Origin of the sequence: Superficieibacter sp. HKU1, assembly GCF_029319185.1 — a bacterium.
Taxonomy (GTDB): Bacteria; Pseudomonadota; Gammaproteobacteria; order Enterobacterales; family Enterobacteriaceae; genus Superficieibacter.
This window is the reverse complement of the sequence record NZ_CP119754.1, coordinates 2,860,023-2,885,481: the sequence shown is the minus strand read 5'-3', so window position 1 is coordinate 2,885,481 and position 25,459 is coordinate 2,860,023. Positions and strand designations below refer to the sequence as shown.

At 55.9% G+C, this 25,459-nt stretch carries 21 protein-coding genes; 20 read left to right on the top strand and 1 reads right to left on the bottom strand.

Features of this window, described 5'->3' with window-relative positions; all coding sequences use genetic code 11:
- Positions 1–2 precede the first annotated feature (2 nt).
- On the top strand, positions 3–1,850 hold the full coding sequence (gene asmA, locus P0H77_RS13920) for an outer membrane assembly protein AsmA (protein ID WP_276157452.1): 1,848 nt from the start codon (positions 3–5) through the stop codon (positions 1,848–1,850).
- Between the two features lie 187 nt (positions 1,851–2,037).
- Here the strand turns inward: asmA and P0H77_RS13915 are convergent, their stop codons facing one another.
- Positions 2,038–3,621 carry a TerC family protein gene (locus P0H77_RS13915; RefSeq protein WP_276157451.1) on the bottom strand — a complete coding sequence of 528 codons (1,584 nt, stop codon included), beginning with the start codon at positions 3,619–3,621 and terminating at the stop codon, positions 2,038–2,040.
- Between the two features lie 676 nt (positions 3,622–4,297).
- Between P0H77_RS13915 and P0H77_RS13910 the strand changes: the two genes are divergently transcribed.
- The 19 genes from P0H77_RS13910 to wcaL all read left to right on the top strand — a co-directional run bounded on the left by P0H77_RS13910 (position 4,298) and on the right by wcaL (position 25,452).
- Complete coding sequence (locus P0H77_RS13910) at positions 4,298–5,437, top strand: polysaccharide export protein (RefSeq protein ID WP_276157450.1); 1,140 nt, start codon at positions 4,298–4,300, stop codon at positions 5,435–5,437.
- A gap of 6 nt (positions 5,438–5,443) precedes the next feature.
- Entirely contained in the window at positions 5,444–5,887 is a 444-nt protein-coding gene (wzb, locus tag P0H77_RS13905) for a low molecular weight protein-tyrosine-phosphatase Wzb (RefSeq protein WP_276157449.1), read from the top strand.
- 2 nt (positions 5,888–5,889) lie between these two features.
- Positions 5,890–8,052: a tyrosine-protein kinase Wzc gene (gene wzc, locus P0H77_RS13900; protein ID WP_276157448.1), complete on the top strand. Its 2,163-nt coding sequence runs from the start codon at positions 5,890–5,892 to the stop codon at positions 8,050–8,052.
- Positions 8,053–8,109: 57 nt separating this feature from the next.
- Positions 8,110–8,955: a colanic acid biosynthesis glycosyltransferase WcaA gene (gene wcaA / locus P0H77_RS13895; RefSeq protein WP_276157447.1), complete on the top strand. Its 846-nt coding sequence runs from the start codon at positions 8,110–8,112 to the stop codon at positions 8,953–8,955.
- Positions 8,955–9,446, top strand: a complete 492-nt coding sequence (gene wcaB, locus P0H77_RS13890; RefSeq protein ID WP_276157446.1) for a colanic acid biosynthesis acetyltransferase WcaB — start codon at positions 8,955–8,957, stop codon at positions 9,444–9,446. The genes wcaA and wcaB overlap by 1 nt, the downstream gene beginning before the upstream one ends.
- Positions 9,443–10,657 carry a colanic acid biosynthesis glycosyltransferase WcaC gene (gene wcaC, locus P0H77_RS13885; RefSeq protein WP_276157445.1) on the top strand — a complete coding sequence of 405 codons (1,215 nt, stop codon included), beginning with the start codon at positions 9,443–9,445 and terminating at the stop codon, positions 10,655–10,657. Before wcaB ends, wcaC begins: the two co-directional genes overlap by 4 nt.
- Positions 10,632–11,855, top strand: a complete 1,224-nt coding sequence (wcaD, locus tag P0H77_RS13880) for a colanic acid polymerase WcaD (RefSeq protein ID WP_276157444.1) — start codon at positions 10,632–10,634, stop codon at positions 11,853–11,855. The genes wcaC and wcaD overlap by 26 nt, the downstream gene beginning before the upstream one ends.
- 10 nt (positions 11,856–11,865) lie before the next feature.
- Positions 11,866–12,612: a colanic acid biosynthesis glycosyltransferase WcaE gene (gene wcaE / locus P0H77_RS13875; RefSeq protein WP_276157443.1), complete on the top strand. Its 747-nt coding sequence runs from the start codon at positions 11,866–11,868 to the stop codon at positions 12,610–12,612.
- A gap of 15 nt (positions 12,613–12,627) precedes the next feature.
- Positions 12,628–13,164 (top strand): colanic acid biosynthesis acetyltransferase WcaF, encoded by a 537-nt coding sequence (gene wcaF, locus P0H77_RS13870; protein WP_276157442.1) that lies wholly within the window; start codon positions 12,628–12,630, stop codon positions 13,162–13,164.
- A 65-nt stretch (positions 13,165–13,229) separates the two neighbouring features.
- Positions 13,230–14,351: a GDP-mannose 4,6-dehydratase gene (gene gmd, locus P0H77_RS13865; protein ID WP_276157441.1), complete on the top strand. Its 1,122-nt coding sequence runs from the start codon at positions 13,230–13,232 to the stop codon at positions 14,349–14,351.
- 2 nt (positions 14,352–14,353) lie between these two features.
- Positions 14,354–15,319: a GDP-L-fucose synthase gene (locus P0H77_RS13860; protein WP_276157440.1), complete on the top strand. Its 966-nt coding sequence runs from the start codon at positions 14,354–14,356 to the stop codon at positions 15,317–15,319.
- A gap of 2 nt (positions 15,320–15,321) precedes the next feature.
- Positions 15,322–15,801, top strand: a complete 480-nt coding sequence (locus P0H77_RS13855) for a GDP-mannose mannosyl hydrolase (RefSeq protein WP_276165137.1) — start codon at positions 15,322–15,324, stop codon at positions 15,799–15,801.
- Positions 15,798–17,024 (top strand): colanic acid biosynthesis fucosyltransferase WcaI, encoded by a 1,227-nt coding sequence (wcaI, locus tag P0H77_RS13850; protein WP_276157439.1) that lies wholly within the window; start codon positions 15,798–15,800, stop codon positions 17,022–17,024. Before P0H77_RS13855 ends, wcaI begins: the two co-directional genes overlap by 4 nt.
- 1 nt (position 17,025) lies before the next feature.
- Positions 17,026–18,462 carry a mannose-1-phosphate guanyltransferase gene (gene cpsB, locus P0H77_RS13845; protein WP_176919140.1) on the top strand — a complete coding sequence of 479 codons (1,437 nt, stop codon included), beginning with the start codon at positions 17,026–17,028 and terminating at the stop codon, positions 18,460–18,462.
- Positions 18,463–18,609: 147 nt separating this feature from the next.
- Entirely contained in the window at positions 18,610–19,980 is a 1,371-nt protein-coding gene (cpsG, locus tag P0H77_RS13840) for a colanic acid biosynthesis phosphomannomutase CpsG (RefSeq protein ID WP_276157438.1), read from the top strand.
- A gap of 80 nt (positions 19,981–20,060) precedes the next feature.
- Positions 20,061–21,443, top strand: coding sequence for an undecaprenyl-phosphate glucose phosphotransferase (gene wcaJ / locus P0H77_RS13835; RefSeq protein ID WP_276157437.1), 1,383 nt, complete (start codon positions 20,061–20,063; stop codon positions 21,441–21,443).
- 10 nt (positions 21,444–21,453) lie between these two features.
- Positions 21,454–22,932 (top strand): MOP flippase family protein, encoded by a 1,479-nt coding sequence (locus P0H77_RS13830; RefSeq protein WP_276157436.1) that lies wholly within the window; start codon positions 21,454–21,456, stop codon positions 22,930–22,932.
- Positions 22,933–22,954: 22 nt separating this feature from the next.
- On the top strand, positions 22,955–24,235 hold the full coding sequence (gene wcaK, locus P0H77_RS13825) for a colanic acid biosynthesis pyruvyl transferase WcaK (protein ID WP_276157435.1): 1,281 nt from the start codon (positions 22,955–22,957) through the stop codon (positions 24,233–24,235).
- Complete coding sequence (gene wcaL, locus P0H77_RS13820) at positions 24,232–25,452, top strand: colanic acid biosynthesis glycosyltransferase WcaL (protein ID WP_276157434.1); 1,221 nt, start codon at positions 24,232–24,234, stop codon at positions 25,450–25,452. The genes wcaK and wcaL overlap by 4 nt, the downstream gene beginning before the upstream one ends.
- Positions 25,453–25,459: the final 7 nt, after the last annotated feature.

The window sequence follows — 25,459 nt, the reverse complement described above, 5'->3', positions numbered from 1 at the left end:
CCATGAGACGAATTCTGACGACGCTGATGATCCTGCTGGTGGTGCTGGTCGCCGGCCTTTCCGCGTTGGTGATGTTGGTTAATCCGAACGACTTCCGCGCCTATATGGTGCGTCAGGTCGCCGAGCGTAGCGGCTATCAGCTTAAGCTGGACGGTCCTCTGCGCTGGCACGTCTGGCCGCAGTTAAGCATTATCTCCGGGCGAATGACCCTGACCGCGCCGGGGGCCAGCCAGCCGCTGATTGTGGCGGATAACATGCGTCTCGACGTCTCGCTGCTGCCGCTGCTTTCTCATCAGTTGCAGGTGAAGCAGGTGATGCTGAAAGGCTCGGTGATCCAGCTCACGCCGCAAACCGAGGCGGTGCGCGAGAATAACGCCCCCGTAGCCCCGAAAGAAAACACGCTGCCGCAGGTGGCGGAAGATCGCGGCTGGTCATTTGATATCGCCGGTTTGCAGGTCGCCGATAGCGTGCTGGTGTTCCAGCACGACAGCGATGATCAGGTCACCGTGCGTAATATCCGTCTGAAGATGCAGCAGAATAAACAGCATCAGGCCGATGTGGATTTCTCCGGCAATATTACGCGTAACCAGCGTGATTTGGCGCTGTCCCTGAAAGCACAGGTGGATGCGGGGGATTATCCCCATTTATTAACCGCGACCATTAACCAGCTAAACTGGCAGCTTCAGGGCGCAGATCTGCCTGCGCAGGGCATCGGCGGGCAAGCGAGCCTGCACGCGCAGTGGCAGGAAGAGCAGAAAAAAATCGCCTTCAGCCAGCTTAACCTTACGGCCAGCGATAGCGTGCTGAAAGGGGAAGGAAGCGTGGTGCTGGCCGACCGGCCACAGTGGTCGCTTAATCTTCAGTTCGACAAACTTAACCTTGATAACCTGCTGCTTCGCGACGACGCGACCGCCAGCACTTCCGTCAGCCAGCAGGGACAAAGCCAGAAGAGTCAGCCGCGTCCGGTGATTGCCGCGAATGGCGATGAGGCCGATTATCGCGATCTGGCCGGGTTTGATGCTCAGCTGCTGCTGAAAGCCAAACAGCTCCAGTGGCGCGGTATGCCGTTTTCGCAGGTGAGCACTCAGGTGACTAATCAGGGCGGGCTGCTTAAGTTTAATGAATTACAGGGGAACCTGGGCAGCGGCCATATTTCGCTTCCCGGTTCGCTGGACGCGCGGACGGTGACCCCGGTCGCCCTGTTCAGGCCGCAGCTTGAGAATATTGAAATTGGCACCATTCTGAAAGCGTTTGATTACCCTATTGCGCTGACCGGCAAAACGACGCTCAGCGGGGCGTTCTCCGGGCATAAAGTGGATGCTCAGGCGTTCCGTCAGGACTGGCAGGGTGAGGCGCAAATCCGCATCGCCGACGTGCGTTCTGAAGGGCTAAACTTCCAGCAGCTTGTGCAGCAGGCGGTGGAACGCAGCACCAACGTCAGGGCGCAGGAAAGTTATGAGAACGCTACGCGACTGGATATGCTGACCAGTAATATGTCACTTAAGAACGGCAAGGTGACCCTGGAAAATCTCTCCGGCAGTTCACCGCTGCTGGCGCTTGACGGTACAGGTGCGCTGGATCTGGTTCACCAGCAGGGGGACATGCTGTTTAATGTGCGCGTTCTCGACGGCTGGCAGGGTGATGCTAAGCTGATCGCCATGCTGAAAAATACCGCCATTCCGTTACGCGTTTACGGCAAATGGCAGGCGCTTAATTACAGCCTGCAGCTGGATCAGACGTTACGTAAATATCTCCAGGATGAAGCCAAACGGCGGATTAATGACTGGGTTGAGCGTAATAAAGACAGTCGCGATGCGCAGGACGTGAAAAAGTTGATGGACAAGAAATAGGGCCGGGCAGGGCGCTTTACGGGTAATGCCCGGTGGCGCTGCGCTTACCGGGCCTGTGATGTGGTTGGTTGGTGGGATTTGTCGATTTGTAGGCCGGATAAGGCGAAGCCGCCATCCGGCATTGGAGGCAGAGCGCCACCCCCGCCATCAGGCGCAGGCCTGTTACCCGCACGCCATCCCCAACGCCTTACACCTCGTAATCTGACAAATCCTCATCCGCGGGTGGAATAATTTTTACCTTCTGCACGCGATGGCTCTCAACCTGAAGCGTCTTCAATGTATATCCGCCGACCACCACTTCTTCACCGGCCTTCGGCACGCGCTGCAAATACTCCATCAACAAACCGGCAATGGTGTGGTACTCGCGGCGCTCGTCCAGCGGCAGCGGCACGTACTGAACCAAATCTTCCAGCGGCATATGACCGTTCGCCGTCCAGCCGCCGTCGGCGTCTTTCTGAATATCATGACGGGCGTCAATCTCTTCCACTTCATTAGGCAGATTCCCGGCGATGGTCTCCATCACGTCGCTGAGCGTTACCACGCCTTCAACCGAACCAAACTCATCCACCACAAAGGCAAAATGGGTACGCGCGTTACGGAACTGCTCCAGCGCGGAAAGCAGCGGCAACCCTTCGGGGAATACCAGCGGCTGACGCACCAGCACGCGCAGGTTTAACGCTTCGCCGTTCAACGACTGCTGAAGTAAATCCAGAATATGCACCACCCCCAGCAGATCTTCTTCCGCATCGCCGCCGGTGATCACCAGCCGGGTATGCTGATTCTTGTCCAGCAGGGCGCGGATTTCTTCTTCAGGCGCACTCAGATCAATATGCTCAATATCGTGACGAGAAGTCATGATACTGCTGACCGTGCGCTGATTCAGATTCAGCACCCGCTCAATCATCAGCCGCTCCTGCGGATTAAAAATCTGCCGGTCATCATGATCGGCGAGCATCGACGCCGTTTCCGCGTCCAGTTCGGCATCCTCTTTCCGGTTGCTCAGCAAGCGCATAACGGCTTCCGTCGTGCGCTGGCGCAGCGTCTGATTGGCCGACAAAAAGCGACGACGGTTAAAGTTCGCCAGTTGATTGAGCGCTTCAATCAGTACCGAGAAACCAATCGCGGCGTACAGATAGCCCTTCGGAATATGGTAGCCAAAGCCATCGGCAATCAGGCTAAAGCCGATCATCAGCAGGAAGCTCAGACAGAGGATCACAATCGTCGGATGATTGTTCACAAAGCGGGTCAGCGCCTTGCTGGCCAGCAGCATCACGCTAATAGCGATAATCACCGCGGCCATCATCACCGCCAGATGGTCAACCATCCCGACCGCGGTGATCACCGAATCCAGCGAGAACACCGCATCCAGAATGACAATCTGCGCGACGACCGCCCAGAATTTTGCCCCGCGCCGCTGCGTCGGGTTTTCGCTGTCTTTGCCTTCCAGGCGCTCGTTGAGTTCAACGGTGGCTTTAAACAGCAAGAACAGGCCGCCCCCCAGCATAATCAGATCGCGGGCGCTGAAACTGAAGCTGCGGATGCTGAAAAGGGGTTGCGTCAACGTGACCAGCCAGGAGATAGAAGCAAGCAGTACCAGGCGCATCACCATCGCCATCAGCAAACCGGTGACCCGGGCGCGATCGCGCTCTGCAGGGGGCAATTTGTCGGCCAGAATAGCAATAAACACCAGGTTATCGATGCCAAGGACCAGTTCAATGACCACCAGCGTCACCAGACCAGCCCAGATTGAAGGATCGGCAATCCATTCCATATTGATGCAATACCTTACGTAACATGACATTTGTCAGTAATTGATCATGGATAAAGCGACGGCAAAATGCAATAAATTGCTGAGATTTATCCTGGCAGTAACTCATTAACTATACGAAATAGCACTTTATTTTTATTTGCAACAGGTTAATTTATTTTCAGACTTTATCTTAGCGTTAATTCGCTATCCAAATTCATCGGTTGATGTCAATATCAATAAATTCCTAAAACGTCAAAACTTTGCGCTTAATATTATTCTTAAAAAACTCGATGGTCAGTATTAGCGCCTTGCCAGTATTTAGCTTAGCTGCAACAATTCCTCCTGCATAAACGAGGAGATTCATTTTTGGTCATCTGGAAAGGTTATTCCCGCTGGGGTGTAATCGCTTCTCTTTCTGCGCCGTAAATAATTTCCACGATAGCCGTTTATGCGGAGTGGTGCCTGTAACTGAATGATTCGATAGTGAATTGGTAACTGAAAGCCAGGGGCGGTAGCGTGCCAGAAAGCCAGCCAATTAACCTCGACAATTCTGTCAATAGCCTGCGGATGAATAAACTTTTTTTTCGGATATATGCCAGTTAACTTTTTTAGGTTTCCCGGCATTCTTTTAGTTGTCTCAGTCCCTGTTTATTTAAATCGCACAGGATAATTACTCTGCCAAAGTGATAATTAATCAATGATGAAACCCAAACTAAAATTGATGCCATTATTGGTGTCTGCAATTCTGCTTAGCGGTTGTACCGTCTTTCCCGGCAGTAATATGTCGACGATGGGCAAGGATGTGGTGAAACAACAGGACGCTGATTTCGATCTCGATCGGATGGTGAATGTTTATCCGCTGACGCCCCGGCTGATTGAGCAATTACGTCCACGTCCTGACGTGGCGCAGCCCAACATGTCGCTGGATCAGGAGCTAAGCAATTATCAGTACCGCATCGGGCCAGGTGACGTACTTAACGTCACCGTCTGGGATCACCCGGAACTGACCACCCCGGCGGGCCAGTACCGCAGCTCCAGCGATTCAGGGAACTGGGTACAGCCTGACGGCACCATTTTTTACCCCTACGTTGGCCGAATCAAAGTGGGCGGTAAAACGCTGGCTGAGATCCGTGCGGATATCTCCAGCCGCCTGGCGAGCTATATTACCGACCCGCAGGTTGACGTGAATATTGCCGCCTTCCGCTCGCAAAAAGCCTATATCTCCGGGCAGGTCAATAAATCCGGCCAGCAGGCGATTACCAACGTTCCGCTGACCATTCTTGACGCCATTAACGCCGCCGGTGGCCTGACGGATTCCGCGGACTGGCGCAACGTAATCCTCACCCACAAAGGCAAGGAACAGCGTATTTCACTCCAGGCGTTGATGCAGAACGGCGACCTGAGCCAGAACCGCCTGCTGTATCCTGGCGATATTCTGTTCGTGCCGCGCAACGACGATCTGAAAGTGTTCGTGATGGGCGAAGTGAAAAAACAGAGCACCCTGAAAATGGACTTCAGCGGCATGACCCTGACCGAAGCGCTGGGACAGGCGGAGGGTCTCGACCTGACTACCTCCAACGCCAGCGGTATCTTCGTGATTCGTCCGCTGAAAGGCGAGGGCACCGCGCGCGGCAAAATTGCCAATATTTATCAGCTCAATATGTCGGATGCCACCTCGCTGGTCATGGCGACCAACTTCCGCCTCCAGCCGTATGACGTGGTGTACGTCACGACCGCACCGGTGGCGCGCTGGAACCGTCTGGTGAGCCAGTTGTTGCCAACCATCAGCGGCGTGCGCTACATGACCGATACGGCGACCGACCTTCATAACTGGTAACGCGTGATGTTTAACAAAATCTTAGTGGTTTGTGTGGGGAACATTTGTCGTTCCCCCACGGCTGAACGCCTGCTACGGCACTACTCCCCTCAGCTCACCGTGACCTCCGCCGGACTCGGTGCGCTGGCAGGGAAGGGGGCCGATGCCAGCGCGGTCAGCGCAGCCGGGGCGCACCAGCTTTCGCTGGACGGCCATATCGCCCGGCAGATCACCCGCCGCATGTGCCAGGAGCACGACCTGATCCTGGTGATGGAAAAAAAGCATATCGCCGCACTGTGTGAAATCGTCCCGGAGATGCGCGGCAAAGTGATGCTGTTTGGTCACTGGGATAGCGAGCGTGAAATCCCCGACCCGTACCGCAAAAGCCGCGATGCGTTTGATGCGGTGTATGCCTTACTCGATCAATCTGCCCGCCAGTGGGCGCAGGCACTGAACGTTCAGCAGGGATAACAATGACTGATAAAATACAACCTTCTGCCGCCTCTGGTGCAGGCAGCGATGAAATCGATATTGGCCGCCTCGTTGGCACTGTCATTGAGGCGAAATGGTGGGTGCTCGGCGTCACGGCGCTGTTTGCGCTGATCGCCATTATTTACACCTTGTTTGCCACGCCGATTTACAGCGCCGATGCGCTGGTGCGTATTGAGCAGAACCAGGGGAGCGCGCTGGTGCAGGATATTAACAGCGCGTTGACCAACAAGCCGCCCGCCTCAGAAGCGGAAATCAAGCTGGTTCAGTCGCGTCTGGTACTGGGACAAACGGTAGACGATCTGGACCTGGATATCGCCGTCACCAAAAATACCCTGCCGCTGATCGGCGACGGCTGGGAACGCCTGATGGGTCGCCAGAATGAGACGGTAAACGTCTCGACCTTCACCCTGCCGAAAGGCATGGGGCAGGACGTCTTTACCCTGGAAGTGCTGGACAAACAGCACTATCGCCTGACCAGCGACGGCGGCGTCAGCGCTGACGGCCAGGTGGGGAAACGGCTGGAGCAGGATGGCGTGACGCTGATGGTCGACGCCATCCATGCGCGCCCTGATACCGAATTTACGGTCACTAAATTCTCCACGCTCGGTATGATCAATACCCTGCAAAATAACCTGACCGTGACCGAAGACGGCAAAGATACCGGCGTACTCACCCTGACCTACACCGGAGAAGATCGCGAACAGATCCGCGATATCCTGAATAGCATTACCCAAAATTATGTAAAACAAAACGTGGCGCGGAAATCGGAAGAAGCGTCGAAAAGCCTTGCCTTCCTTAAGAAACAGCTGCCGGAAGTGCGCGCCAACCTCGACGTGGCGGAGAATAAACTTAACGCGTTCCGCCAGACGAAAGATTCAGTCGATTTGCCGCTGGAAGCAAAATCGGTGCTGGATTCGATGGTTAACATTGATGCCCAGCTCAACGAACTGACCTTCAAAGAAGCCGAAATTTCCAAGCTTTATACCAAACGTCACCCGGCTTACCGCACGCTGATGGAAAAACGCCAGGCGCTTGAGCAGGAGAAGGCCCAGCTTAACAAGCGCGTGACGGCAATGCCGAAAACCCAGCAGGAGATCCTGCGTCTGACCCGTGACGTAGAATCCGGCCAGCAGGTCTATATGCAACTGTTGAACAAACAACAGGAGCTGAAAATCAACGAAGCCAGCACCGTTGGTGACGTGCGGATCGTCGATGACGCTATCACCCAGCCGGGCGTGCTGAAACCGAAGAAAGGACTGATTATTCTCGGCAGCATTCTGTTCGGTCTGATCGCCTCAATCGTTGGCGTGCTGCTGTTCTCCCTGCTGCGCCGCGGTGTGGAAAGTCCGCAGGTTCTGGAAGAACATGGCATTAGCGTTTACGCCAGCATCCCGCTCTCGGAATGGCAGAAAACCCGCGACCGCGTGACCACGTCCAAAGGCGTGAAGCGCTATAAACAGAGTCAGCTTCTGGCCGTGGGCAATCCGACCGACCTGGCGATTGAAGCCATTCGTAGCCTGCGCACCAGCCTGCACTTTGCCATGATGCAGGCCAGCAACAACGTGGTGATGATGACCGGGGTCAGCCCGTCAATTGGTAAAACCTTTGTCTGCGCCAACCTCGCGGCGGTGATCAGCCAGACCAATAAACGCGTGCTGCTGATCGACTGCGATATGCGTAAGGGCTACACCCATGAACTGATGGGCACCACGAACGTTAACGGCCTGTCGGACATTCTCATTGAAAATGGCGAAATTGCCGCCTGCGCCCGACCTACCTCCATTACCAATTTCGACCTCGTTCCGCGCGGACAGGTGCCGCCGAATCCGTCAGAGCTGCTGATGAGCGATCGCTTCGGCGAATTGATCAACTGGGCCAGTAAAAATTATGACCTGGTATTAATCGATACGCCGCCGATCCTCGCCGTCACCGACGCCGCCGTGGTCGCACGCTATGCCGGTACCACGCTGATGGTGGTGCGCTATGCGGTGAACACCCTGCGCGAAGTGGAAACCAGTATCAGTCGCTTTGAACAAAACGGTATTCCGGTGAAAGGCGTGGTCCTGAACTCTATTTTCCGCCGCGCGACGGGCTATCAGGACTACGGGTATTACGAGTACGAATACAAATCTGATGCTAAGTAACGCCTTACTGCGATCCTCTCCCGCCGGGAGAGGGAAAAATCATCCGGAGAATGGAAAATGAGCACTACTAAAACACCCCTGATCTCCATCTATATGCCAACCTGGAATCGGCAGCAGCTGGCGATCCGCGCGATAAAATCGGTACTGCGTCAGGATTATCCGCACTGGGAAATGTTTATTGTTGACGACTGTTCTGCCAGCTTCGAACAGCTTCAGCAGTTTGTTGCTGATCTGAACGACCCGCGCGTGAAATATATTCATAACGATTTCAATTCCGGTGCCTGTGCGGTGCGCAATCAGGCAATTGAACAGGCAACAGGGCATTTTATTACCGGCATTGATGATGATGATGAGTGGACGCCGAATCGCCTCTCATTGTTCCTTGAACATCAGCATCAGCTGGTCACCCACGCGTTTCTGTATGCCAATGACTATGTCTGTGAAGGCGAGATTTACGCTCAGCCTGCCAGCCTGCCGCTGTATCCAAAGTCGCCCTATACGCGTAAGCGTTTCTATAAGCGCAATATTATCGGCAATCAGGTGTTCAGCTACGCGCAGCGCTTCAAAGAGAGCCTGTTCGATATCAACCTGAAAGCGGCACAGGACCACGATATGTTCCTGCGCATGGTGGTGGAATATGGCGAGCCGTGGAAAGTGGAAGAGGCGACGCAAATTCTGCACGTTAACCACGGCGAAATGCGCATCACCTCATCGCCGAAAAAATTCTCCGGCTATTTTCAGTTTTACCGTAAGCACAAAGACAAATTTGACCGTGCCAGCAAAAAGTATCAGCTGTTTACGCTCTATCAGATCCGTAACAAGCGCATGAACTGGCGCACGCGGCTGACGCTGCTCTCGGTGCGCAACGGTAAACGTCTGGCCGACAGCCTGCGGAGGAAATAATGCTACTGGAAGATTTACGCGCGAATAGCTGGAGCCTGCGCCCGTGCTGCATGGTGGTGGCCTACCGTATCGCCCATTTCTGCTCGGTCTGGCGCAAGAAAAACGTGCTCAATAATCTGTGGGCCGCGCCGGTGCTGGTGCTTTATCGCTTCCTGACCGAATGTTTGTTCGGCTATGAAATTCAGGCAGGAGCAACGATTGGCCGACGCTTCACCATTCATCATGGCTACGCAGTCGTTATAAACAAAAACGTCATCATCGGTGATGATTTCACCCTGCGCCACGGCGTGACTATCGGCAATCGCGGCGCGGAAAATCTCGCCTGTCCGGTGATTGGCAACGGCGTTGAGCTGGGGGCGAACGTCATTATTACCGGCGATATCACCCTCGGCAATAACGTCAAAGTCGGCGCGGGTAGCGTGGTGCTCGACAGCGTGCCGGATAATGCCCTGGTCGTCGGTGAGAAAGCGCGCATAAAGGTGAGCCAATGAATATTCTGCAATTTAACGTTCGCCTCGCTGAGGGCGGGGCGGCAGGGGTCGCGCTGGATCTCCATCAGCGTGCGCTGCAACAGGGGCTTTATTCACGTTTCGTCTATGGCTACGGCAAGGGCGGCAAAAAGAGCGTCAGTCACGATGCTTACCCGAATGTCATTCGCCATACGCCACGCCTGACCTCTATGGCGAATCTGGCGCTGTTTCGCCTGTTCAATCGTGATGTGTTTGGCAATCTGGATAATTTGTATCGCACCGTCACCCGCACCGAGGGGCCGATGGTGCTGCATTTTCACGTGGTACACAGCTACTGGCTGAACTTTGATCGGCTGGTGGATTTTTGCCAGCGGGTAAAAGCGCACAAGCATGATGTCAGACTGGTCTGGACGCTGCACGATCACTGGAGCGTCACGGGACGCTGCGCGTTTCTTGACGGTTGCGATGGCTGGAAATCCGGCTGCAAACAGTGTCCAACGCTTGCCAATTACCCGCCGGTCAAGGTTGATCGTGCTCATCAACTGGTGGATAAAAAGCGTCTGCTGATCCACGAAATGCTGGCCCTCGGCTGCCAGTTTATTTCGCCGAGTCAGCACGTTGCCGACGCGTTTAACACCCTGTATGGCAAAGGACGCTGCCTGATCATAAATAACGGTATTGACGTTGCCACCGAAACCATTCTGGCGGGTCTGGCCCCGGTCGCCCCGGCCGGAACACCCAAAATTGCGGTGGTGGCGCACGACCTGCGCTACGACGGTAAAACAAATCAACAACTGGTGCGCGATGTGATCGCCCTGGGCGAGGCGGTTGAAGTGCATACTTTCGGTAAATTCTCTCCTTTCGAGGGAAATAACGTGGTGAATCATGGCTTTCTGACCGACAAGCGCCAGCTCATGACCGACCTGAATCAGATGGATGCGCTGCTGTTTACCTCAAGGGTGGATAACTATCCGCTGATCCTCTGCGAGGCGTTGTCGATTGGCGTACCGGTCATCGCCACCCACAGTGAGGCGGCGCAGGAAGTGCTGCATAAATCCGGCGGCGTGACGCTTGATGATGATGACATTTTAACGCTGGTACAGCAGGGAAGAGAGGCAATCGCCCAGGCGGTTTTCAATACCACCCACGCGGCGTTTCATCAACGCAGCCGCGTGGCCTATAGCGGACAACAGATGCTGGAGGAATATGTCTCGTTCTATCAGAATCTGTAGCTATCTGCTGCTGCCGCTGATCTACCTGCTGGTCAACGTCAAAATTGTCCAGTTGGGGGAAAGCTTTCCGGTCACCATCGTGACCTTTCTGCCGCTGCTGTTGCTGCTGTTTATTGACAAAATCAGCCTCAAAAAACTGATGATTGCGCTGGGGGCCGGGGCCGGGTTGACGCTCTACAACTTTCTGTTTGGTCAGTCGCTGGACGCCAGCAAATATGTCACCTCGACCATGCTGTTCGTTTATATCGTGATTATCATTGGAATGGTGTGGAGTATCCGCTTTAAAACCATTTCTCCGCACAACCATCGCAAGATCCTGCGCTTCTTCTACATAGTCGTTACGCTGGTGGTAATGCTGGCGGCCATCGAAATGGCGCAGATTATTCTCAGCGGTGGCAGTAGTTTAATTGAAATAATTTCGAAATATCTTATTTACAGTAACAGCTATGTATTGAATTTTATCAAATATGGCGGAAAACGTACTACCGCACTTTATTTTGAACCGGCGTTTTTCGCTCTGGCACTAATCTCAATTTGGCTCAGCATCAAACAGTTTGGTATCAAAACACCAAAGACCGATGGTATGATCCTCGCAGGGATAGTGCTTTCAGGTTCGTTTTCGGGGGTAATGACCTTTATTCTTTTCTACCTGCTGGAATGGGCCTTTCAGTATTTGAATAAAGAGGCAATCAGAAAACGGCTACCGCTGGCGATTATCTCGCTGGCCTTTTTCCTGGTTGGCGTATTTTTCGCGATGCCGTATATCGCTGAGCGTCTGGGGGAACTGGGAACCGAAGGAACGTCCTCCTATTATCGTATTGTGGGTCCGTTAGTGATGGTTGGCCATTCATTAACCAGTATTGACGGTGTTGTCAGATTCGGCTCACTTTATGAATATGTTGCATCATTCGGAATCTTTAACGGTGCGGACGTCGGAAAAACAATAGACAATGGCCTGTATCTGTTAATTATTTATTTTTCATGGATCGCTGTATTTCTGACGCTATGGTATTTATTCAACGTTGCAAAAATGGCGGTGCAGGCTTTTGGTAATAACCAAAATTATGGCGTTCAGTTGTATCTTTTTACGCCAGTATCATTGTTTTTTACCGGTTCAATATTTAGCCCGGAATATGCGTTTTTAATTGTTTGTCCGTTTATTTTGCGCAAGGCGCTAAATATCGTGCAGGCCAGATGAGGAAAGTCAGATGCTGTTAAGTGTCATTACTGTTGCCTTTCGTAATTACGATGGAGTGGTAAAAACGTGGCGGTCGCTGGCGCACCTGGCGCGCGAAAAGCACATCGAGTTCGAGTGGATCGTGGTCGATGGCGGCTCCGCAGACGGCACCGCGGAGTTCCTGGAAAACCTCAACGGTGAGTACCACTTACGCTACGTCAGCGAGAGAGATAACGGCCTGTATGATGCCATGAATAAAGGCATTGATATGGCGCAGGGTAAATTTGCCATCTTCCTGAACTCTGGCGACATTTTTCACCCGGATGTGGCGCAGTTTGTTCGTCAGCTGGCGGATAAAAAAGACAACGCGATGTACATCGGCGATGCGCTGCTGGATTTTGGCGACGGGACAAAAATTCGACGAAGCGCCAAACGCGGCTGGTATATTTATCACAGCCTGCCCGCCAGCCATCAGGCGATCTTTTTTCCGCTGATGGGATTAAAAAACTATCCGTACGATCTGCAATATCGCGTCTCTTCGGATTATGCCTTAGCGGCAAAGCTCTATAAGAAAGGCTATAAGTTTGAGCGGATCCACGGGCTGGTGTCAGAATTTTCGATGGGCGGTGTGTCAACGTCAAATAATCTGGAACTGTGCCGCGATGCCAAAAAAGTGCAAAAAAGTATTTTGCGTTTACCCGCAATAATTGCAGAAGTTTCATATCGATTACGTTTGCGCACCACAGGCAAAACCAAAGCCTTATATAACAAATCGTAAATATAAGGAAAACTAATGCAGGAATTAAACGGCTTCTCGGTGCCGCGGGGTTTTCGCGGCGGTAACGCGCTGAAAGTGCAATTATGGTGGGCCGTTCAGGCAACGTTGTTCGCCTGGTCGCCGCAGGTGTTATATCGCTGGCGCGCGTTTTTATTGCGCTTATTTGGCGCGAAAATAGGTAAAGGTGTGGTCATTCGGCCCTCGGTAAAAATTACCTATCCATGGAAATTAACGATCGGGGATTACGCCTGGGTAGGCGATGACGCGGTGTTATATACCCTGGGCGAGATTACCCTTGGTGCTAATTCTGTGGTGTCGCAGAAATGTTATTTATGCACCGGCAGCCACGATTATATGAGTGCGCATTTTGATATTAACGCCACGCCGATTGTGATTGGCGAAAAGTGCTGGCTGGCGACGGATGTCTTTGTCGCGCCAGGCGTCACGATTGGCAACGGCACGGTTGTGGGTGCGCGCAGCAGCGTTTTTACCTCGCTGCCTGGCGGGATGATTTGCCGGGGGAATCCGGCGACGGCGGTGCGCGAACGATAACCACGCTCTTATCAACAACGTTACATGAATCAAACGGTCAACACGTTTAACAAAGGAAACTGATTATGTCTAAAGTTGCTCTCATTACCGGCGTTACCGGGCAGGACGGGTCTTATCTGGCAGAATTGCTGCTGGAGAAAGGGTATGAGGTTCACGGTATTAAACGTCGCGCCTCGTCATTCAACACCGAGCGCGTGGATCACATTTATCAGGACCCGCACGCCAGCAACCCGAAATTTCATCTGCACTATGGCGATCTGACCGATACCTCCAACCTGACGCGTATCCTGCAGGAAGTGCAGCCGGACGAGGTCTATAACCTCGGCGCGATGAGCCACGTTGCGGTCTCCTTCGAATCACCGGAATACACCGCTGACGTGGATGCGATGGGCACCCTGCGTCTGCTGGAAGCGATCCGCTTCCTCGGCCTGGAAAAGAAAACCCGCTTCTATCAGGCGTCCACCTCTGAGCTGTACGGCCTGGTGCAGGAAATCCCGCAGAAAGAAACCACCCCGTTTTACCCGCGTTCGCCGTATGCGGTCGCCAAACTGTACGCCTACTGGATCACCGTTAACTACCGTGAATCCTACGGCATGTACGCCTGCAACGGCATTCTGTTCAACCATGAATCCCCGCGCCGCGGTGAAACCTTCGTCACCCGCAAAATCACCCGCGCCATTGCCAACATCGCTCAGGGGCTGGAATCCTGCCTGTACCTCGGCAACATGGACTCCCTGCGCGACTGGGGCCACGCCAAAGATTACGTGAAAATGCAGTGGATGATGCTGCAACAGGAAAAACCGGAAGATTTCGTCATCGCTACCGGCTTGCAGTATTCGGTGCGCGAGTTTGTCGAAATGGCGGCAGCACAGCTGGGTATCAAACTGCGCTTTGAAGGCAAAGGCGTGGACGAAAAAGGCATCGTGGTTTCCGTAACCGGTCACGACGCGCCGGGCGTGAAGCCGGGCGATGTGATTATTGCCGTTGACCCGCGTTACTTCCGTCCGGCGGAAGTGGAAACCCTGCTCGGCGATCCGACCAAAGCCCATCAGACGCTGGGCTGGAAACCGGAAACCACCCTGCAGGAAATGGTCTCTGAAATGGTTGCCAAAGACCTGGAGGCGGCGAAGAAACACTCTCTGCTGAAATCCCACGGTTACGAGGTTGCCATCGCGCTGGAGTCCTGAGCATGACCAGACAACGTATTTTTGTGGCCGGCCATCGCGGCATGGTGGGATCGGCCATTGTTCGCCAGCTGGAACAGCGCGGCGACGTGGAGCTGATTTTACGCGGCCGCGATGAGCTGAACCTGCTGGATCCGGCGGCGGTGCAGCAGTTTTTCGCCGAACAACGTATCGACCAGGTGTATCTGGCGGCGGCAAAAGTCGGCGGTATCGTGGCGAATAACACTTACCCGGCGGATTTCATCTACGAAAACATGATGATCGAGAGCAACATCATTCACGCTGCGCATCTCAACGGCGTGAACAAGCTGCTGTTTCTCGGTTCATCCTGCATCTATCCGAAACTGGCAAAACAGCCGATGGCCGAAAGTGAACTGCTTCAGGGCACCCTGGAGCCGACCAACGAGCCGTATGCCATCGCCAAAATTGCCGGTATCAAACTGTGCGAATCCTATAACCGCCAGTACGACCGCGATTACCGTTCGGTGATGCCGACCAACCTGTACGGGCCGAACGACAATTTCCACCCGAGCAATTCGCACGTGATCCCGGCGCTGCTGCGCCGTTTCCATGAGGCGACAGAACAAAATGCGGCGGATGTGGTGGTCTGGGGCAGCGGCACGCCAATGCGTGAGTTCCTGCACGTTGATGATATGGCGGCCGCCAGCATTCACGTGATGGAGCTGGATCGCAGCGTCTGGCAGGAAAACACCGAGCCGATGCTGTCGCATATTAACGTCGGCACTGGCGTCGACTGCACCATTCGCGAACTGGCGCTGACGATTGCGCAGGTGGTGGGCTTTAAAGGGCGAGTGGTGTTCGACGCCACCAAACCTGACGGCACGCCGCGCAAACTTCTGGATGTTACCCGTCTGCATCAACTCGGCTGGTTCCATGAAATCACCCTGGAGGCCGGGCTTGCCAGCACATACCAGTGGTTTCTGGAAAACCAGCAGCGTTTCCGGGGGTAATGATGTTTCTCAGCGCTGAAGATTTTGCCACCGTCGTACGCGCCACGCCGCTCGTCTCCATCGATCTGATCGTGGAGAACGCGCGCGGCGAGTTTCTCCTCGGCCAGCGGACCAACCGCCCGGCGCAGGGATACTGGTTCGTGCCTGGCGGACGCGTACAGAAGGATGAGCCGCTGGAGCAGGCATTTGCCCGCCTGACGAAAGCGGAGCTGGGCGTCAGCCTGCCCATGACGGCAGGCGAATTTTACGGCGTCTGGCAGCATTTTTATGACGATAACTTTTCCGGCACCGGGTTTTCGACGCACTACGTGGTGCTGGCGTTCCGCCTGCGGGTGGAGGCTGGCGCGCTGCCATTGCCGACCGAACAGCACAATGCGTACCGCTGGCTGACGGCGGAAGCACTGCTGGACAGCGACAACGTGCATGACAACAGTCGCGCTTATTTCCTCGCCGAACGCCTGGCGGGAGTGCCGGGGTTATGAAAATACTCGTTTACGGCATTAACTACTCCCCCGAACTGACCGGCATCGGCAAATACACCGGCGAAATGGTCGAGTGGATGGCGCGTCAGGGCCACGAGGTGCGGATGATCACCGCCCCGCCTTACTACCCGGAGTGGAAGGTGGGCGAAGGGTATTCCGCCTGGCGCTACCGCCGCGAAGAAGGGGCCGCTACCGTCTGGCGCTGCCCGCTCTACGTGCCGAAGCAGCCTTCTACCCTGAAGCGCCTGATCCATCTCGGCAGCTTCGCGCTGAGCAGCTTTTTCCCGCTGATGGCGCAGCGTCGCTGGAAGCCGGACCGCATTATTGGCGTGGTGCCAACGCTGTTCTGCACGCCGGGCATGCGCCTGCTGGCAAAGCTCTGCGGTGCGCGCACCGTCCTGCATATTCAGGATTATGAAGTGGACGCCATGCTCGGACTGGGCATGGCGGGAAAAGGTAAGGGCGGCAAAGTCGCTCGCCTGGCGACGGCGTTTGAGCGCAGCAATTTGCTCGGTGTGGATGCGGTCTCCACCATCTCGCGCTCAATGATGAACAAGGCGCAGGAAAAAGGCGTCGCCGCGCAGGACATTATCTTTTTCCCTAACTGGTCGGAAGTGGATCGCTTTCGCGATGTCGCCCCGGCGGACGTTAGCGCGCTGCGCAGCCGACTCGGTCTGGATGACGCGCAAAAAATCGTCCTCTACTCCGGCAACATCGGCGAGAAACAGGGGCTGGAGAACGTGATTGAAGCGGCGGACCGCCTGCGCGACCGGCCGTGGACCTTTGTGATTGTCGGACAGGGCGGGGGCAAAGCGCGGCTGGAGAAGATGGTTGCCGAGCGCGACCTGACCACTATCCGCTTTCTGCCGCTGCAACCCTATGACGACTTGCCCGCGCTCCTCGCGCTGGGCGACTGCCATCTGGTTATCCAGAAGCGCGGCGCGGCGGATGCGGTGTTGCCTTCCAAACTGACCAATATTCTGGCGGTCGGCGGCAATGCGGTTATCACCGCCGAAGCGGAAACCGAATTAGGGCAGCTTTGCCGCACGTACCCGGGCATCGCCGTCTGCGTCGAACCGGAAGTGGTTGACGCCCTCGTTACCGGTATTGAGCAGGCGCTGCTGATGCCGGAAACCAACACGGTGGCACGTGACTATGCCGAACGCACGCTCGAAAAAGAGAACGTGTTAAGCCAATTTATTTCAGATATTCGGGATCACTAACATGAGTCAACCCACGCTCTATCCGGTCGTCATGGCGGGCGGATCCGGTAGCCGTTTATGGCCGCTGTCCCGCGTACTCTACCCTAAACAGTTCCTCTGCCTGAAAGGGGAACTGACCATGCTTCAGGCCACCATCAGCCGTCTGAACGGCGTCGAATGCGAAAGCCCGGTGGTGATCTGCAACGAGCAGCACCGCTTTATCGTCGCCGAGCAATTGCGCCAGCTTAACAAGCTGACCGAGAACATTATTCTTGAACCCGCGGGGCGCAACACCGCGCCTGCGATTGCGCTGGCGGCGCTGGCGGCCACCCGCAACTCGCCGCAGGACGACCCGCTACTGCTGGTGCTGGCGGCGGATCACATGATTCAGGACGAAGCGGCGTTTCGCGCGGCGGTCACTGCCTCCATTCCGCATGCTCAGGCAGGCAAGCTGGTGACCTTTGGCATCGTGCCGGATCTGCCGGAAACCGGCTATGGCTACATTCGTCGCGGCGACGTCACGCCGGGGGAACAAGACAGCGTGGCCTTTTCGGTGGCGCAGTTTGTTGAGAAACCGGATCTGGCGACCGCGCAGGCCTATGTCGCCAGCGGGGAATACTACTGGAACAGCGGCATGTTCCTGTTCCGCGCCGGACGCTATCTCGAAGAACTGAAGAAGTACCGTCCGGACATTCTGGAAGCCTGCGAAAAATCAATGGCCACCGTCGACCCGGACCTGGATTTTATTCGCGTTGACGAAGCGGCGTTTCTCGCCTGCCCGGAAGAGTCCATCGACTATGCGGTGATGGAGCGCACGGCGGATGCGGTGGTGGTGCCGATGGATGCGGGCTGGAGCGACGTTGGCTCGTGGTCCTCGCTGTGGGAAATCAGCGCCCACACGCCGGAGGGAAACGTCCATCACGGCGACGTCATCAGCCACAACACCGAAAACAGCTACGTGTACGCTGAATCCGGCCTGGTGACCACCGTCGGGGTGAAAGATCTGGTGGTCGTGCAGACCAAAGACGCGGTGCTGATCGCCGATCGCCATCACGTGCAGGAAGTGAAAAAGGTGGTGGAGCAGATCAAAGCAGATGGCCGCCACGAACACCATATCCACCGCGAAGTGTATCGCCCGTGGGGCAAATACGATTCCATTGATGCCGGGGATCGCTATCAGGTGAAACGTATCACCGTTAAGCCGGGCGAAGGGCTGTCGCTGCAAATGCATCATCACCGCGCCGAACACTGGGTAGTGGTGGCGGGCACCGCCAAAGTCACCATCAACGGCGAGATCAAACTGCTGGGCGAAAACGAGTCTATTTACATCCCGCTCGGTGCGGCGCACTGCCTGGAAAACCCCGGCAAGATCCCGCTTGACCTGATTGAAGTGCGCTCCGGTTCGTATCTCGAGGAAGACGACGTGGTGCGGTTTGAGGATCGCTACGGGCGCGTATAGCCCCGGCGAAATTTGCCGGATGGCGCTGCGCTTATCCGGCCTACGGTTCGGTGCCCCGCAATGCGCAGCCACCCGTAGGCCCGGTAAGCGAAGCGCCACCGGGCAGAACGAGTAAAGACTTCATATATCTAAAGAAGAGAAAAAAATATGACAACGTTAACCTGTTTTAAAGCCTACGACATTCGCGGCAGGCTGGGCGAGGAGCTGAACGAAGACATCGCCCGGCGGATTGGACGTGCGTATGGCGAATACCTGAAACCGGAAACCGTGGTGCTGGGCGGCGACGTGCGCCTGACCAGCGAGGCGCTGAAGCTGGCGCTGGCGGAAGGGCTGCGCGATGCGGGCGTTAACGTACTGGACATCGGCCTTTCCGGCACCGAAGAGATCTACTTCGCCACCTTCCATCTCGGCGTGGACGGCGGCATTGAAGTCACCGCCAGCCACAATCCGATGGATTACAACGGCATGAAACTGGTGCGTAAGGGCGCGCGTCCCATCAGCGGCGATACCGGCCTGCGCGACGTGCAGCGTCTGGCAGAAGCCAACGACTTCCCGCCGGTTAACCCGGCGAAACGCGGCAGCTATCAACACATCGATCTGCGCGCCGCTTACATTGACCATCTGCTTGGCTACATCGACGTAAAAAACCTGACGCCGCTGAAGCTGGTGATCAACTCCGGCAACGGCGCGGCCGGCCCGGTGGTGGACGCCATTGAAGCGCGCTTTAAGGCGCTGAACGTTCCGGTGGAGTTTATCAAGGTTCACAACACCCCGAACGGTAACTTCCCCAACGGCATTCCTAACCCTCTACTGCCGGAGTGCCGCGACGATACCCGCAACGCGGTCATTCAACACGGTGCGGATATGGGCATCGCCTTCGACGGCGACTTCGACCGCTGCTTCCTGTTTGATGAAAAAGGGCAGTTTATCGAGGGCTACTACATCGTCGGCCTGCTGGCGGAAGCATTCCTCGAAAAACACCCTGGCGCGAAGATTATCCACGACCCGCGTCTTTCCTGGAATACCGTGGACGTGGTCAGCGCGGCGGGCGGGGTGCCAGTGATGTCGAAAACCGGCCATGCGTTCATCAAGGAGCGGATGCGCGAGGAAGATGCCATCTACGGCGGCGAAATGAGTGCCCATCACTACTTCCGCGATTTTGCCTACTGCGACAGCGGGATGATCCCGTGGCTGCTGGTGACGGAACTGCTGTGCCTGAAAGGGCAGTCGCTGGGCGAACTGGTACGCGACCGGATGGCGGCGTTCCCGGCGAGCGGTGAGATCAACAGCAAACTGGCCGATCCGGCGACGGCCATCGCCCGGGTGGAGGCGCATTTTGCGCCGCAGGCGCTGGAGACTGACCGCACCGACGGTATCAGCCTCGCCTTTGCCGACTGGCGTTTTAACCTGCGCTCGTCCAACACCGAGCCGGTAGTGCGCCTGAACGTGGAATCGCGCGGTGATACTGCGCTGATGCAGGCGCAGACCGGGGCGATTCTGGCGCTGCTTAACCAGTAACAGGCTTTGGCATGGGGAGTTCCCTTCCTGTGGGCAAGGGAATCTCCCAACCTGAAGCAAGGGAAAACATAGGAACAACGATGACGACTCTAAAAAAGCGCGAGCGAGCCAAAACGAATGCATCGTTAATCTCAATGGTGCAGCGATTTTCTGACATCACCATCATGTTCGGTGGGTTATGGGTAGTTTGTCAGATCAGCGCGCTGCCATTTTTATATATGCATCTGCTCATGGCGCTGATCACCCTGGTCGTCTTTCAGATGATTGGTGGAATGACGGACTTCTACCGCTCGTGGCGCGGCGTCAGAATGACCACCGAACTGCTGCTGCTGATCCAGAACTGGACCCTGAGCCTGATTTTCGGCACCGGCTTAATGGCCTTCAACGACGACTTCGATCACAGCTTTGTGACGCTAATGGCGTGGTACCTGCTGAGCACCTTCGGTATGGTCTCCTGCCGAACCATGATCCGCTTTGGCGCGGGCTGGCTGCGCAATCTCGGCTACAACTCTCGCCGGGTAGCCGTAGCGGGGGAACTGCCCGCCGGACAGGCGCTGCTGCAAAGTTTCCGCAATCAGCCGTGGCTGGGCTATGAGGTGGTAGGGGTTTATCACGATAACGAGACGAGCGAGCGTGCAGGTGATTTTGCTCAACTGGTCGACGATGCGCGCGACGGCAAAATTCACAATATCTACATTGCGATGCCAATGCAGGATGAAGCCTGCATTAAAAAACTGGTGCGCGATCTGGCGGACACCACCTGCTCGGTGATCCTGATCCCCGATCTCTTTACCTTCAATATCCTGCATTCGCGGGTGGAAGAGGTGAACGGCGTACCCGTGGTGCCGCTGTACGACACGCCGCTTTCCGGTATCAACCGCATCCTCAAACGGCTGGAAGATATCGTACTGGCCGCGCTGATCCTGCTGCTGATCTCCCCGGCACTGTGCTGCATCGCACTGGCGGTAAAACTGACTTCGCCGGGGCCGGTGATTTTCCGCCAGACGCGCTATGGCATGGATGGTAAGCCGATCATGGTATGGAAATTTCGCTCCATGCGGGTGATGGAAAACGATGCCGTGGTCACTCAGGCAACGCAGAACGATCCGCGCGTGACGCCGGTGGGCAACTTCCTGCGCCGCACCTCGCTAGATGAACTGCCGCAGTTTATCAACGTGCTTACCGGCGGCATGTCCATCGTTGGCCCGCGTCCGCATGCGGTGGCACATAACGAGCAGTACCGGGCGCTGATCGAAGGCTACATGCTGCGCCACAAAGTCAAACCGGGCATTACCGGCTGGGCGCAAATCAACGGCTGGCGTGGCGAAACGGACACCCTTGAGAAGATGGAAAAACGTATTGAATTCGACCTGGAATACATCCGTGAATGGAGCCTGTGGTTCGACATCAAGATCGTTTTCCTGACGGTGTTCAAAGGCTTCGTTAATAAAGCGGCCTACTGAGGGATCGTCAATGAGTTTACGTGAAAAGACCCTTAGCGGCGCAAAATGGTCGGCCATCGCCACGGTGATCATCATCGGCCTGGGGCTGATTCAGATGACCCTCCTGGCGCGCATTTTCGACGGTCATCAGTTTGGCCTGCTGACCATCTCGCTGGTGATCATCGCTCTTGCCGATACGCTGTGTGATTTTGGCATCGCCAACTCGATTATCCAGCGTAAAGAAATCAGCCACGGCGAGCTGACGACCCTGTACTGGCTGAACGTTGGGCTGGGCGTGCTGGTGTTCATCGCCATTTATTTACTCAGCGATATTATTGCCGGGCTGCTGCATAACCCGGATCTGGCTCCGCTGATCAAAACCCTGTCGCTGGCATTTGTGGTCACGCCGCACGGTCAGCAGTTCCGTGCGCTGATGCAAAAAGAGCTGGAGTTTAACAAGATTGGCACCATCGAAACACTTTCCGTGCTGGCAGGCTTCACCTTCACGGTGATCAGCGCGCGCTACTGGCCTGTCGCCATGACCGCGATCCTCGGTTATCTGGTTAACAGCGCGGTGCGCACCCTGCTGTTCGGCTGGTTCGGTCGCAAGATTTACCGTCCGGGCTTCCATTTTTCCCTGCGATCTATCGCCCCGAACCTGCGTTTTGGTGCATGGCTGACGGCAGATAGCATCATCAACTACGTCAATACCAACCTGTCGACGCTGGCGCTGGCGCGTATTCTCGGGGCCAGCGCGGCGGGGGGCTACAACCTCGCGTGGAACGTTGCCGTCGTACCGCCGATGAAGCTGAACCCGATCATTACCCGCGTGCTGTTTCCGGCGTTCGCCAAAATTCAGGACGACACTGCGAAGCTGCGTCTTAACTTCTACAAGCTGCAGTCGGTGGTGGGGATCATCAACTTCCCGGCGCTGCTGGGGCTGATGGTGGTTTCAAACAATTTCGTCCTGCTGGTGTTTGGCGAAAAGTGGATGGACATCGTGCCTGTGCTGCAACTGCTGTGCGTCGTTGGCCTGCTGCGTTCGGTAGGCAACCCCATCGGTTCGCTGCTGATGGCGCGGGCGCGGGTCGATCTGAGTTTTAAATTCAACGTCTTTAAAACCTTCCTGTTTATTCCGGCGATCCTGATCGGCGGGCATCTGGCGGGCGTGATTGGCGTGACGCTGGGGTTCCTGCTGGTGCAGATCCTCAACACCGTTCTGAGCTATTTCGTGATGATTAAACCGGTAGTCGGGCCGAGCTACAAACAGTATTTGCAGAGCCTGTGGCTGCCGCTGCGGCTTTCTCTGCCGACGCTGCTCATCAGCTATGCGCTGGGCGAACTGCTGGCGGGACGCGTCTCTCTGCCGCTGCTGTTTGCCGCACAGGTCGCCGCAGGCGTTATCAGTTTTGGGCTGGTGCTGGTGCTTTCACGCAACAGCCTGGTAGTGGAAATGAAAAAGCCGTTTTGCCGCAGCGAGAAGTTAAAAACGCTGCTGCGGGCGCATTAATAAACACCTTTCAGAGGCGATAATGAAATTATTAATTTTGGGTAATCACACCTGTGGAAACCGTGGCGACAGCGCCATTATGCGTGGACTGATTGACGCTATCACTCGTCAGGAGCCTGAGGCAGAACTGGATGTGATGAGTCGCTTCCCGGTGAGTTCGTCCTGGCTACAGGGCCGCACTATCATGGCCGATCCGCTGTATCAACTGAGCCAGAAACAACAGGCCGCGGCAGGCATGAGCGGACGGGTGAAAAAAGTCCTGCGTCGCCGCTACCAGCACCGCATTTTACTGGCGAAAGTCACCGGCGAAGGCCGCCTGCGTAATTTCCGCATCGCCCCGGAATTCAACCGCTTCGCTGAGTTCCTGAAAAACTACGACGCGATCATTCAGGTGGGGGGATCGAACTATGTCGATCTCTACGGCCTGACCCATTTCGAATATCCGTTCTGCGCCTTTATGGCCAACAAACCGATCTATATGGTCGGTCACAGCGTCGGCCCGTTCCAGAACCCGGACTTCAACCAGCTGGCAAATTATGTCTTTGCCCGCACCAATGCGCTGATCCTGCGTGAAACCGTCAGCCGCGATCTGATGGAAAAGAGCAATATTAATACCAGCAAAGTCGAGCAGGGCGTGGATACCGCCTGGCTGGTGGATCGCCGCCACGACACCTTTACCCCCAGCTATGCGGTACAGCACTGGCTGGAGGTGGCGCGCCGCCAGAAAACCGTCGCCATCACCCTGCGCGATCTCGAACCGTTCGACAAACGTCTGGGAACCACTCAGCAGGCTTACGAGCAGGCGTTTGCCGGGGTGGTGAATCGCCTGATGGAAGATGGCTATCAGGTGCTGGTACTCTCCACCTGTACCAGTATCGACCGCTATAACCGCGACGACCGGATGGTGGCGCTGCGCATGGCGCAGTACGTTAACGCGCCCGAGCAACTGCACATTGCGATGGACGAACTGAACGATGTAGAGCTTGGCAAAATTCTCGCCGAATGTGCGCTGACCATCGGTACACGCCTGCATTCGGCGATCATCTCGATGAACTTCGGCACGCCGGCCATCGCCATCAACTATGAGCACAAATCCGCCGGGATCATGCAGCAACTGGGGCTGCCTGAGATGGCGATCGACATCCGTCATCTGCTTGACGGCTCATTAAAGGGCGTTGTCGCCGACATCCTCAACCAGCTGCCCGCGCTGAGCGCGAAAGTGGATGAGGCCGTCTCCGCCGAACGTGAAAAAGGCTTCGCCATGATTGGCTCCGTGCTCGACAGGATCCGGGAGGCCAAATGAAGGTCGGCTTCTTTCTGCTGAAATTCCCGCTGTCGTCGGAGACCTTCGTGCTCAACCAGATCGTCGCGTTTATCGACATGGGTTATGAGGTAGAGATCGTCGCGCTGCAAAAAGGCGATTTGCAGAACACGCATCCTGCCTTTCACACCTATCGACTGGCAGAAAAAACCCACTGGTTGCAGGACGAGCCGCAGAACAAACTGGCAAAACTGCGTTACCGCGCCTTCAGCATGTTGAAAGGCGCACACAAGCCCGCCGTGTGGCGGGCGCTTAACGTCGGCCGCTACGGAGACGAAGCGCGTAACCTGATCCTGCCGGCGATCTGCGCGACAGCCCCGCGCACCTTCAGCGCCGACGTTTACCTCGCGCACTTCGGCCCGGCGGGCGTCACCGCCAGCCGCCTGCGCGAGCTGGGCGTCATCAACGGCAAAATTGCCACCATTTTTCACGGTATTGATATCTCCAGCCGTGAGGTACTCGCCCGCTATACCCCGCAGTATCAGCAGCTCTTTCACACCGGGGATGCGATGCTGCCGATCAGTGAACTGTGGGGGGAGCGGCTGAGTGGGATGGGGTGCCCGCCGGAGAAGGTGGTGGTTTCACGGATGGGCGTCGATATGCAGCGCTTCTCCCGTCGCCCGCTAAAATTGCCGGGCGACACATTGAAGATCATTTCTGTCGCGCGCCTCACCGAGAAAAAGGGGCTGCACGTCGCCATTGATGCCTGCCGTCAGCTCAAAGCGCAGGGCGTCAGATTCCACTACCGCATTCTCGGCCTCGGCCCGTGGGAGCGGCGGCTGCGCACGCTGATCGAGCAATATCAACTGGAAGATGTCGTGGAGATGTGCGGCTTCCGTCCCGGCCATGAAGTCAAAGCGATGCTGGATGACGCCGATGTGTTCCTTCTGCCATCGATTACCGGGGCAGATGGTGATATGGAAGGTATTCCGGTCGCGCTGATGGAAGCCATGGCGGTCGGCATTCCGGTGGTTTCAACCGTCCACAGTGGCATTCCCGAACTCATCGACGACGGCAAATCCGGCTGGCTGGTGGCCGAGAATGACGCCGCCGCGCTGGCCGCCCGGCTGGCCTTATGCACAACGCTGGACGAGGAGACGCTGGTTCCCGTTCTCAACCGCGCGCGGCAAAAAGTCGAAACTGAATTCAATCAGCAGGTGATCAACCAGCGCCTCGCCAGCCTGCTGCCAACGCTTTAAAACGAGG